The 11,675-nt window shown below is 68.8% G+C and carries 10 protein-coding genes and 2 tRNA genes; 2 read left to right on the top strand and 10 right to left on the bottom strand.

Annotation, left to right across the window (positions count from 1 at the left end):
* Positions 1-299: 299 nt before the first annotated feature.
* The 5 genes from RIN43_RS03315 to serS all read right to left on the bottom strand — a co-directional run bounded on the left by RIN43_RS03315 (position 300) and on the right by serS (position 4,011).
* Positions 300-391: transfer RNA gene (locus RIN43_RS03315), tRNA-Ser, on the bottom strand.
* 71 nt (positions 392-462) lie between these two features.
* Positions 463-1,719: an LCP family protein gene (locus RIN43_RS03310; RefSeq protein ID WP_309127455.1), complete on the bottom strand. Its 1,257-nt coding sequence runs from the start codon at positions 1,717-1,719 to the stop codon at positions 463-465.
* A gap of 22 nt (positions 1,720-1,741) precedes the next feature.
* Positions 1,742-1,826, bottom strand: a tRNA-Ser gene (locus tag RIN43_RS03305).
* A gap of 119 nt (positions 1,827-1,945) precedes the next feature.
* Positions 1,946-2,740, bottom strand: coding sequence for an HAD family hydrolase (locus tag RIN43_RS03300; protein WP_309127454.1), 795 nt, complete (start codon positions 2,738-2,740; stop codon positions 1,946-1,948).
* Positions 2,737-4,011 (bottom strand): serine--tRNA ligase, encoded by a 1,275-nt coding sequence (gene serS, locus RIN43_RS03295; protein ID WP_309127453.1) that lies wholly within the window; start codon positions 4,009-4,011, stop codon positions 2,737-2,739. The genes RIN43_RS03300 and serS overlap by 4 nt, the downstream gene beginning before the upstream one ends.
* Before the next feature lie 83 nt (positions 4,012-4,094).
* Between serS and RIN43_RS03290 the strand changes: the two genes are divergently transcribed.
* Positions 4,095-5,093 carry a diacylglycerol kinase family protein gene (locus tag RIN43_RS03290; protein ID WP_309127452.1) on the top strand — a complete coding sequence of 333 codons (999 nt, stop codon included), beginning with the start codon at positions 4,095-4,097 and terminating at the stop codon, positions 5,091-5,093.
* Between the two features lies 1 nt (position 5,094).
* On the opposite strand, the gene RIN43_RS03285 is transcribed toward RIN43_RS03290, so the two are convergent.
* The 3 genes from RIN43_RS03285 to RIN43_RS03275 form a co-directional block, all read right to left on the bottom strand.
* Positions 5,095-5,838, bottom strand: a complete 744-nt coding sequence (locus RIN43_RS03285) for a hypothetical protein (protein WP_309127451.1) — start codon at positions 5,836-5,838, stop codon at positions 5,095-5,097.
* Positions 5,839-5,878: 40 nt separating this feature from the next.
* Positions 5,879-7,339: a cardiolipin synthase gene (gene cls, locus RIN43_RS03280; protein ID WP_309127801.1), complete on the bottom strand. Its 1,461-nt coding sequence runs from the start codon at positions 7,337-7,339 to the stop codon at positions 5,879-5,881.
* 90 nt (positions 7,340-7,429) lie between these two features.
* Positions 7,430-7,606: a hypothetical protein gene (locus RIN43_RS03275; protein WP_309127450.1), complete on the bottom strand. Its 177-nt coding sequence runs from the start codon at positions 7,604-7,606 to the stop codon at positions 7,430-7,432.
* Between the two features lie 138 nt (positions 7,607-7,744).
* On the opposite strand from RIN43_RS03275, the gene RIN43_RS03270 reads away from it, so the two are divergent.
* Positions 7,745-8,857: a DUF4192 family protein gene (locus tag RIN43_RS03270; protein ID WP_309127449.1), complete on the top strand. Its 1,113-nt coding sequence runs from the start codon at positions 7,745-7,747 to the stop codon at positions 8,855-8,857.
* Positions 8,858-8,874: 17 nt separating this feature from the next.
* Here the strand turns inward: RIN43_RS03270 and RIN43_RS03265 are convergent, their stop codons facing one another.
* Positions 8,875-10,059: a MarP family serine protease gene (locus tag RIN43_RS03265; RefSeq protein ID WP_309127448.1), complete on the bottom strand. Its 1,185-nt coding sequence runs from the start codon at positions 10,057-10,059 to the stop codon at positions 8,875-8,877.
* A gap of 16 nt (positions 10,060-10,075) precedes the next feature.
* Complete coding sequence (gene lysS / locus RIN43_RS03260; protein ID WP_309127447.1) at positions 10,076-11,599, bottom strand: lysine--tRNA ligase; 1,524 nt, start codon at positions 11,597-11,599, stop codon at positions 10,076-10,078.
* Positions 11,600-11,675: the final 76 nt, after the last annotated feature.

The following is an 11,675-nucleotide window of genomic DNA, read 5'->3' as shown; positions in this document are numbered from 1 at the left end:
GACGACGGGCGGCGTGCGGAGCCTCCGGCCGCGTGGGGCCCCGGCTGGCAAAGTGCCACCCGTCACAGCGAGAAATCCGGCTCCCGAGACTTCGTCCCGGGCACCGGATTTTTGGCGGAGACGGAGGGATTTGAGTCCCTCGCGGCCACTCCACACGCCGCCACGTCAGGAGACCGGCTCACGTCGACGACGACGGGCGGCGTGCGGAGCCTCCGGCCGCGTGGGGCCCCGGCTGGCAAAGTGCCACCCGCCTCGGAAAAAGGTTCAGCCCCGAGACTTCGTCCCGGGGCTGAACCTTTTGGCGGAGACGGAGGGATTTGAACCCTCGGTCCCCTTGCGAGGACTCCACCTTAGCAGGGTGGTGCACTAGGCCTGACTATGCGACGTCTCCATGTGCCCGACCGGAATCGAGCACGTCATGCAATCATAACCGGTCGGGCAGGGTCAGGCGAACCGGGCCGGTCAGCGGCGCACGTTGCCGTTCGAGCAGGTCTGCACGGCGGCTGACGTGCCCTTGATCGACGAAGGCAGCTCGACCACATCGGGCGACGGGGTGCTGCTCTCAGTGGGCTCCGGCGTCGCCGTCTCGCCGGTCGTCGGAGCCGGGTCCTTCACGACGACACCGTCGTTGTTGGTGTTCTCGTGGGTGATCTGCAGCTGCTTGTTCGCGGCGATCGCATCCCAGAGTGCGGCCGCCGCCGACTCGTCGGGCACGACCTTGTTCCGGTCGTACGGGTCCTCGACGGTCGGGTACTGCACGAACACGATGTCGTCGAACGCGACGTCCTTCACTGCGAGCGCGATCTGCACGATCTTCATCGGATCGGCCAGCGAGGTGGACGCCTCGAGGTTGTTCAGACCGGTGTCTGCGAGCTTCAGCATCGTCGGCACGTTTCCGAGCACCTCACCACTGATCAGCTTGCGCGACAGGCTCGACATGTACTGCTGCTGGTTGCCGATCCGGCCGAGGTCACTGCCGTCGCCTACGCCGTGGCGGGTGCGCAGGAACTGCAGCGCCTGCATCCCCTGGATCGTGTGGTCGCCCGCGGCCATGTCGAGTCCGGTGTAGCGGTCCTTGATGGGGTTCGCCAGGCACACGTCTACACCTCCGATCGCATCGGTGATCTCGATGACACCGCCGAAGGTCACTTTCGCCGCGAACTCGATGTCCTCGCCGGTCAGCTCGGAGATGGTCTTCGCCACGCAGTTCAGGCCTCCGCCCTCACCACCGTGGCCGTACGCGATGTTCAGTGGCTGCTTGCTCATCGCGGAGCTGGTGTTGCCGTCCTGGTCGGTGCACTCCGGGATGGGAAGCATCAGGTCGCGGGGAAAGCTCACCGCTGTGACGCGGCGCGGCTCGGACGACACGTGCACGAGCAGGTTGACGTCGTTCAGCGTGCCGCCGGCATCGGACCCGGTGCACCGCTCACCGAAGAGGTGGGCGTACTTCTCCTCGCAGGTGTCCACACCGGTCAGCAGGATGTCGAAGCCGCCCTTGTACGCCGCGATGTCGGGCGGGAGCTCCTTCTGGCCCTCGAGCTCGACGGCGTTCGCGCTGACGGTGGTCGTCCAGCTCGACAGGACGTAGCTGACCACGCCCAGTCCGCTCACGAGGACCACGGCGAGCGCTACCCCGATGAGCTTCATCAGCTGGCCGACAGCGGTCGGCGAATGCAGCTGACCGTGACGCGCGACGGGATGCCTTCTCGACTCGCTCACTCGGTACCTTTCGGAGATTCTGCGGAGGGTGTGGGATTCGAACCCACGAGACATCTCTGCCCACTGGTTTTCAAGACCAGCTCCATCGGCCGCTCGGACAACCCTCCCTCGCCCGGTTCGCACCGGACGATACAGGCGTCGAGTCTATCCGGTTCCCTGCGGAGCCGGATGCGCCGACCACCCATTTTCGCGTGCCCACCTGGAGAAGCGCTGGGCGGTCCGCATGTCAGAGCAGTGTGCGCAGCGCCGTCGCCAGGCCGCCTTCGTCCACATGCCCCGTCATCTCGCCCGCCGCATCCCGCACCTCGTCCGGCGCCTGCCCCATGGCCACGGCGCGGCCGCCGCCGGACAGCGCCCACGCGAACATCCCGACGTCGTTGCGGCCGTCGCCGGCGACGAGAGTCCGATCGGATGCCGTCCCGAGGCGCTCACTCACGCGGGCCAGCGCCGTGCCCTTGTCGACTCCCTGCGGGGCGATGTCCAGCCAGGCGGTCCATCCGATCGCGTACGAGACCTCGTTCAGACCCGCCTCGGCGACCAGCCGCTGGAAGTCCGCCTCGTCGTGCTGCGGCGACACCACGACCACGCGCGAGACCGGGTGCGAAGCGAGCTCACCGAAGGTCACCTCACGCCCGCCGTCGAGTGTCCAGTCGTCGAGCAGCGCGGTGTACAGCCGCTGACCCGATCCCAGCTCGACCATGTAGCGCGCCTCCGGCAGCCGGTCGCGCAGCAACGAGAGCACGGGTTTCGGGTCGAACACCTCGACGCGCCAGCGTTCCCAGCCGTCTCCGTCACGGCGCATGATGACGGCGCCGTTCGAGCACACCACGTACTCCGACGTCAGCCCGAGCAGGTCGACATATCGCTCCGTGGCCGACCAGCTGCGGCCGGTCGCCAGCATCACCTCGTAACCGGCATCGCGCACCTCCGCCACGGCCTCGACGACCCCAGGGCTGAGCGTTTCGTCCTGCAGCAGGATGGTGCCGTCGATGTCCAACCCGACCAGGCCGCGCGCGGTCATGCGGTCGGCACCGGGCTGAGCACCTCGAGCCCGCCAAGGTACGGCCGCAGCACCTCTGGAACGAGCACGGAGCCGTCCTCCTGCTGATGCGTCTCGAGCAGCGCGACGATCCACCGGGTGGTGGCGAGAGTGCCGTTCAGCGTCGCGACATGCTCGGTCTTACCGCCCTCCTCGGGGCGGTGGCGCACATCGAGACGGCGCGCCTGGTAGGTGGTGCAGTTCGACGTCGAGGTGAGCTCGCGGAACGCCTGCTGCGTCGGCACCCAGGCTTCGATGTCGTACTTGCGCGCGGCGCTCGAACCCAGGTCTCCGGCGGCGACGTCGATGACCCGGTACGACAGGCCGAGCGAGGTCAGCATCTCCTCCTGCAGCGCGACGAGACGCAGGTGCTCGGCCTCGGCATCCTGCGCCGTCGTGTACACGAACATCTCGAGCTTGTTGAACTGGTGCACCCGGATGATGCCGCGGGTGTCCTTGCCGTAGGAGCCGGCCTCGCTGCGGTAGCAGGTCGACCAGCCGGCGTAGCGCAGCGCTCCGCCGGAGAGGTCGACGATCTCGTCCTTGTGGAAGCCGGCGAGGGGCACCTCGCTGGTTCCGACCAGATACAGATCCTCCTTGTCGAGGTGGTACACCTCGTCGGCGTGCTCGCCGAGGAATCCCGTGCCCTGCATGATCTCCGGCCGCACGAGCGTCGGCACGATCATCGGCGTGAAGCCGTTGGCGAGGGCCTTGTCGAGTGCCAGATTCATCAGCGCGATCTCGAGGCGCGCACCGATGCCCTTCAGGAAGTAGAAGCGCGCCCCCGACACCTTCGCGCCGCGCTCCATGTCGATCGCGCCCAGCAGCTCGCCGAGCTCGAGGTGGTCGCGCGGCTCGAACCCGAACGCGGGCGTCTCGCCGACGCGGCGCAGCTCGACGAAGTCCGCCTCGCCCCCGGCGGGCACTCCGTCGATCACGACGTTCTCGATGAGCGCGAGAGCGGATGCGGCAGCATCCGCCGCTTCGTTCGCCACCTGCTGCGCCTGCTTGACACGGTCGGCGAGGTCCTTCGCCTGCGCGACGAGCGCGGCCTTCTCGTCTTTCGGGGCTTTGGCGACCTGCTTGCCGAAGGCGTTCTGCTCGGCACGCAGCTCCTCGAAAGCACTCAGCGCGGTGCGACGCGATCGATCCGCCTCGATGGCCGCGTCGACGGTTTCGGGCGCGTTGCCGCGCGCGATCTGTGAACGTCGGACGAGTTCCGGCTCGTCGCGGAGGAGGGTGAGATCGATCATTGTGCAAGTCTATCCAGCGCGCCGGAACGCCCGACCGGCGCCGGCAGCCAGGGCCGAGACCGCGCTGGCCGTAGAGTTGCCGCATGGCGGAATCGGAACGGGAGCGCGGGCACGCCGCGCTCGTGTTCAACCCGGCGAAGGTCGACGGACGCCGGCTGCGATCGGCATTGCTCGCGCAGTCGCACGAGCACGGCTGGGACCCTCCCCGGTTCTATGAGACGAGCATCGAGGACCCAGGGCGGGTGATCGCCCGACAGGCGCTCGAAGCTGGCGCCTCCGCCGTGCTCGCCGCCGGTGGTGACGGCACCATCCGTGCTGTGTCCGAGACCATGGCTGGCACCGGCATCCCGTTCGCCGTGATCCCGGGAGGCACCGGCAACCTCTTCGCCCGCAACCTGGGGCTGCCGCTGCTCGACCCCGAGCACGTGATCGAAGCGGTCTTCACCGGCTTCACTCATCCTGTCGACATGGGATGGGCGAAGCTCACGCGACCGGACGGCACCGAGACCGAACACGGCTTCGTGGTGCTCGCGGGCATGGGCCTGGACGCCGACATGATCGCCAACACCCGCCCCGACCTCAAGCGCTCGCTGGGATGGGTGGCCTACCTCGACGGCGCCGCCCGCTCGCTTCCCGGCGCGAAGCCGTTCCGCGTGGTGTACCAGCTCGACGACGGACGGCTGCACTCCGCGAAGGTGCACAGCGTGCTGTTCGCCAACTGCGGCGCACTGCCAGCCGGAATCGCGCTGCTGCCCGACGCGTCACTCGATGACGGCGAGATGGACGTCGCCGTCATCCAGCCGACCGGCCCATTGGGCTGGCTGGGCATCTGGCGCAAGATCTGGTGGGACAACTCGGTGCTGCGCCGCACCCGCGCAGGACGGCGGGTGCTCGAACGCCGCGGCAAGGACAGGTCGATCCACTTCCTTCGCGGCAGCGTGGCCGAGGCCGCCATGGTCGCGCCCACCTCGATCGAGCTCGACGGAGACGAGCTCGGCACGGCGGTGCGGATGCTGTGCCGCATCCAGCGTGGCGGCCTGACCATCGCGCTGCCCGCCGGTCACGACACCTCGCGGTTCTGAATCAGCCGCGGCCGAGCACATCGACGGTGCCGTCGAGGCCACCGCCCTTCAGCGTGAGCGCAAAGGGCGCGTCGTCGTCGCGGTCACCGGTCAGGCTGATGACCGTGAGCCGCGGCGCCATGTCCATCGTGCACACGCCGTCGTTGTCGGCGAACGTGACGGTGGCCCCTGCGTCCGACTGCGTGACCTCTTCGGCCTCGGGGCGGCACGATGACGAACCCCATGTCAGTAGCACGATGCCGTCGTCGTCGAACCATCCCGCGGAAGGCTGATAATCGGTGTCGATCGCTGCGGGGTCGGCGAGCCCGTCGAGGTCGGCGTCATCCGAGACGTCGCCGTGCGTCACTCGCAGCTCGACATCGTTCGTCACGTCGACACCCTCGGGCACGGGCACGAGGATTGCATGCGGTCCCAGATCCGACAGGCACACCGCATTCTTCTGCTCGGGGTCGCTCAGGGTGACCGACACGACCTGTCCCTCGGCCGTTGCCTCGGCCAGAGCGGGCTGGCAGGCCTCGCTCGACGAACCCCACGTCACGATCCCGAACGACCGACCGCCGTCCAGCCAGGCCGCCTCGATGTCATCGGGCATCGGGCCGATCGTGTCATCCGACTGCGGCGGCGCCGAATCCGCTCCTCCGGTGCTCGTGGGTGCCGGCGATGCGGGCCCTGCGGAGCACCCGGAGGCGAGCAGTGCCACCGCGGCGAGCGCGAAGACGGACGAGGCGAGGCGAAGACGGCGCATACCCCGATAGTGTCAGCAGGCGACGGATCGTCTCAACCGATCACTGCAGTGCAGAGGTGAGCCGGGCGAGGTTGTCGAGCACTGTGGAGCGCAGCGGCTGCTGCATCCATTCCTCCAGGGTCAGCTCGCGACTGAGCGCACGGTACTCGTCTTCGACGCTGCGCACCTCGGCGACGAACTCCTCGCCGCGCACGAGCATCGACACCTCCATGTTCAGGCCGAAGGAGCGCATGTCCATGTTGCTGGAGCCGATCACGGCGACCTGATCGTCGATGGTCAGGCTCTTGGTGTGCAGGATGTACGGCTTCGGGTACATCCAGATGCGCACCCCCGCCTTGAGCAGCGCCTCGTAGTAGCTGCGCTGCGCGTGGAAGACGATCGCCTGATCGCCCTCCTCGGAAACGAACACCTCGACCTGCACGCCGCGGTCGACCGCGGCGGTGACCGCGAGCAGCAGCGCCTCATCGGGCACGAAGTACGGGCTGACGATCATGATCTGGCGTTTGGCCGCGTACAGCAGCGCGAGGAACAGGCGCAGGTTGTTCTCGACCTCGAACCCGGGCCCCGACGGTACGATCTGGCAGTCCAGATCGCCACTGCCGGGCTCGACGTGCGTGATGTCGATACCCTCGGGCACGGTGTCGGTCTCGGCATAGTAATCACTGAGGAAGACCGCGTTCACGCTCGAGACGACCGGCCCGTCCACGCGCACCATCAGGTCGACCCAGTGCAGCCCGCGCTTGATGTTCTTGGGAAGGTTGTAGGAGGAGTCGGTGATGTTCTGCGATCCGAGGAATCCGACTCGCCCGTCGACCACGAGCAGCTTCCTGTGGTTGCGCAGGTCGGGACGCTGGATGCGCCCACGCAGGGGTTGGACAGGCAGCATCAGGTGCCAGTCCGCTCCCATCGCGTCGAGCCGCCGCACGGTCTCCCTGTACTTCGGCTTCCAGCGGTTGGCCCAGTAGTCGAGCAGCACGCGCACCGGAACGCCCCTCGCCGCCGCCTCCTCCATGGCGCGGAAGAAGCCGTCCGTCGACGCGTCGGACTGCAGGATGTAGAACTCGACGTGCACGTACTCGCGCGCGCCGCGAATGGCGTCCGCCATCTCGTCGATGGAGCGCTGGTAGTCGCTGATCAGGTGCGCACCGTTGTCGCCGGCCAGCGGCAGTGCGCCCATGCTCTGGCTCATCGTGACCAGCGGCGGGAACCACTCGGGTGCGTTGGGACGCAGGGTGCCGAAATGCAGGTGGCTGGCGGTGTCGCCGATGTACTCGTTGATCCGCTGCTGCTTGCGGCGGCGCGCTCGGGGCAGCTTCGGGTTTCCGATCAGCAGGAAGAGCAGCACGCCGACGACGGGGATGAAGAAGATCGCCAGCAGCCACGCCATCGCCGATGTCGGCCGACGGTTGCGGGGGATGGTGATGATGGCGATGACACGGACGGTGATGTCGACGATCGCGTAGGCGGTGACGACCCACCAGGCCGGATTCTCGAAGTTGATCACCGCCGCTCCCCTCCTCGCGGCGCCGAAGGGCGCTCTGGTTCAGAGTAGCCGCAGGCGCGGACTTCGAGCTGAGACGGGACCCGCCGCTCAGGACGCCTTGGGCGGCAGTCCCCGCGCGGCGCGCTCCTCGGCCTCGATCTGCGCGTGCACCTTCCGCTCGGTGCGATCGAATCGCAGGATGCCGCGCAGCACGAACGCGAAGACGATGCTGACGGTGAGGGTCGGCAGAATCGACCACAGTGCCGCGATCCAGAAGTTGTCCACGCTGCCATGGTACGCGGCGTGGCTGTGCCGGGGCAGGATGCCCCCGATCGTTCTGCACAGCTGCGGATCCAGGTCGATCCGTCCACAACGCGTCGTTCTCCGCCCCACCTGCCACCCCGTCTTCGCCACACTCCCGGCATGAGCACTGTGATGAGAGCAACAGATTCGGCCGAGTTCCTCGGCCTCGTACCGGCCCTGGCCGGCTTCACGCCACGCGACAGCATCGTGCTGCTTCCGTTCCACAGCGGCCGCACGCACGGCGCCATGCGCATGGATCTACCCGATCCCGCCGTCGATCCGGAAGAGTTCGCGGATGCGGCGCTGCACGTGCTGCTGCGCGTGCCCGACGTCGAGGCGGTGGCAGTGGTGGTGTACACCGATGATCTCGCGCAGCAGGTGCCTGACGGCCTGCTGCTGCCATGGGTGCCTCTGATCGAGGCGCTCCTCGGCACCGTGCACGAGACGGGCGTGCACATCGTGGAGGCGCTGTGCGTCACCCCTGACGGCTGGAGCGACTACCTCGAACACGAGAGCGCGCTGCGCGCGCTGTCCACGATCCCGGCCGCACCCGGTCTGCCCGGCGTCGGCGACGTCTCCGGCGACCAGCTTGCGGGTGCGGCGCTGCCTCCCTCGGACCTCGCCGAACGGGAACGAGTGGGCAGGGCGCTGTGCGATCTCGGCGAGGTGCTCGACCGCGAACTGCGCGGTGCGCCTCTGACCGGGCACCAGAACCCTCAGGCCCTGGCGGCGGCGATGCTGCTCGACGACGTACCCGCGTTCGCAGAGAATCTGCTCGACAAGCCCGACGATCTGCAGCCGTTCACCTGCGCCACGCTGCTGTGGTGCCTCGAACGACCCGCCATCCGCGACGCGATGCTGGTGCAATGGGCCACCGACCTCGGCTTCGGCAACCGCGCACTCGCAGCCCAGCTCGACTTCGCCGGTGCGCAGCAGACGATACCCGACGCGATCGGGCAGGTGTTCCTTGGCCGCGGCGCGCGTCCGGACCCCGACCGGTTGGGCTGTGCCCTGCACATCGTGCGGCTGGCTGCGGCGCGAGCGCCGCGGCACGCCAGGCCGGGGGCGCTGACCGCGGCGGCATGGCTGTCGTGGGCGCTGGGCCGCTCGTCGCACGCCGGCGCGTACGTCGACGAGGCACTGCGGATCGAGCCGGAGCACCGCATGGCATCGCTGATAGGCACCATGCTGTCGGCGGCCGTGCTGCCCGAGTGGTCGCTCCGGCGCGGCTGACCCGCGGCCGCATGCGCTCAGCCGATGCAGGCCCCCGTAGCCACCCGCTCCTGCGCGGCATCCAGGCCCGAGATCACGGGCAGCAGCTCGTCGTTGGTCATCGCGTACCCGACGTCTTCCTTCACCTGGTCCTTGGCGAAGACCATTCCGACGACACCGCCGTCCTGCGTGAGCAGCGGCCCGCCGGAATTGCCGGGGTTGATGTCGGAGCGCAGCACATACACGCCGCGATCGGCAGCGGTCTGTCCGTAGATGTCGTCGACCGGCGCCGTCACCGTCGAGACCACCCCTGCGGGAACGGTGCGGAACGGGCCGCCGTACGGGTATCCCAGCACGGCACCGCCATCGCCGGCTGCGAGAGCATCGGCGAGTGCGAGCGGGCGTGCGTCGACATCGGCGGCGACGACGGCGATGTCGTCGACCGGGTCGAAGTACACCACCCTCCCGTCCCGCGCCGGCTCGCCCGGCAGCTCCACCACCGGTGCATCGACGCCCGCGACGACGTGCGCATTGGTGAGGATGCGGTCCTCCGCGATGACGAACCCCGAACCGGTCGGGATGGTGCTGCACTGATGTGCCACGCCGGAGATGCGGGCAACCGATGCGGCGGCCGCCCTGACCTCGGGCGTCGCGATGTCGATGGCGCCGGCATCGGGTGCGGCGTCGAGATCCTGCGGGTCGAGCAGTCCTTCGATCGTGGGAAGCACCGAGTCTCCCAGCACGAGGGCGTGCAGGCGCGCCGCGGCCTCGGCCAGGGGTGCGGGCGTGTAACGGTCGATCGTGCGCAGCACCACGGAGGATGCCACCGCGCTCGACACCACCGGGACACCCGCCGATGCGACGGCCGCTCCGGTCATGGCGATCGCCAGAGTGCCGGCCACGAGTGCGGTGAGCCCGCCCAGCATCCGCTCCACGATGCGCAGGCGCAGCCTGTCGGCGCCGCGGCGCACGAGCGCGCCGATCGCGGAGCCGATGCTCACGCCGAGCAGCAGCAGCACGACGGCGCTGCCGATCACGATCAGGCCGTGCCATTCGCTCTCCGGCAGCGCGCGGGCCACCCACGGCAGCACCCAGGGCGCGGCGAGGGCTCCGGCGACGAGGCCGCACAGCGCGCCGAGCACCGAGAACAGGCCGACGCTCAGACCGGTCGCGAGTGCGGCGATCAGCAGCACCGCGATCAGCAGATCGACCAGGTTCGGCATCAGATCCGCCCGGGGCTCACTTCACCAGCGGGAAGAGGATGGTCTCGCGGATGCCGAGCCCGGTGACGGCCATCAGCAGACGGTCGATACCCATGCCCATGCCGCCGGACGGCGGCATGCCGTGCTCGAGCGCGCGGAGGAACTCCTCATCGATCGGCATGGCCTCGACGTCTCCTCGGGCGGCCAGCTTGGCCTGCTCGACGAAGCGCTCCCGCTGGATGACCGGGTCGACGAGCTCGGAGTAGCCGGTGGCAAGTTCGAAGCCGCGCACGTACAGATCCCACTTCTCGACGACCCCGGCGATCGAGCGGTGCTCGCGCACCAGCGGCGAGGTGTCGACCGGGAAGTCCATCACGAAGGTGGGGCGCACCAGGTCGACCTTCACGAAGTGCTCCCACAGCTCCTCCACGAGCTTGCCGTGCGTGGGGTGCGGGGGGATGTCGACTCCGTGCGACTCGGCGAAGGCGATGAGATCCTCGACGGAGTCCTGCGGGGTGACGGTGCGACCCGAGGCCTCGGACAGCGAGTCGTACATCGACACCCGATCCCACTCACCGCCCAGGTCGTACTCGGTGCCGTCGGCCCAGGTGACCGTCGTCGATCCGGCCACGGCGATCGCGGCGTTCTGCACGAGCTCCTGCGTGAGCTGCGCCATCTGGTTGTAGTCGCCGTAGGCCTGGTATGCCTCGAGCATCGCGAACTCGGGGCTGTGCGTGGAGTCTGCGCCCTCGTTGCGGAAGTTGCGGTTGATCTCGAAGACCCGCTCGATGCCGCCGACGACAGCGCGCTTCAGGTACAGCTCCGGTGCGATGCGAAGGAAGAGCTCAGTGTCGAACGCGTTCGAGTGGGTGATGAACGGGCGGGCGGATGCTCCGCCGTGCTGCACCTGCAGCATCGGCGTCTCGACCTCGAGGTAGTCGTGCGAGGCGAACGTCGAGCGCAGGCTGGCGTTCACGGCTGCCCGGGCGCGCACCGTCGTGCGGGCCTGGTCGCGCACGATCAGATCGAGGAACCGGCTGCGGACGCGGGTCTCCTCGCTCAGCTCGCCGTACACGTTCGGCAGCGGGAGGATCGCCTTCGCCGCGATGGCCCAGTCGTCGGTCATGATCGACAGCTCGCCGCGGCGGCTGGAGATGACCTCGCCGTGCACGAACACGTGATCGCCCAGGTCGACGAGCTCCTTCCAGCTCGCCAGCGACTCCTCGCCGACGTTCGCGAGCGAGACCATCGCCTGAATGCGCGAGCCGTCGCCGGCCTGGAGCGTGGCGAAGCAGAGCTTGCCGGTGTTGCGGCTGAACACCACGCGGCCGGCGACGCCGACCACCTCGCCCGTCTCGGCACCGGCCTCGAGATCCCCGTAGGTCTCGCGCAGGGCCGGGATGCTGTGCGTGACGGGCACGCCGACGGGGTACGCGCCGCCACCGGCGTCGGCGCGGTCGGCGACCAGCTTGTCTCGCTTGGCCAGGCGCACCGCCTTCTGCTCGAAGACGTCGTCTTCCAGCTCGGCGGGGACGGCGGTCGGCGCAGGCGCGTCAGTCATGGGTATGGCTCCTCGGAAAGTCCCTGCAAGTCTACCGGCGAGCCCGTCGCCGACCGCTGTGAGAGGCCGGCCCGGG

It is taken from the genome of Microbacterium sp. (assembly GCF_031178445.1).
In the GTDB taxonomy this organism is placed as follows: domain Bacteria; phylum Actinomycetota; class Actinomycetes; order Actinomycetales; family Microbacteriaceae; genus Microbacterium.
The sequence above is the reverse complement of the archived record's forward strand: the minus strand, read 5'-3'. Positions and strand labels throughout refer to the sequence as shown.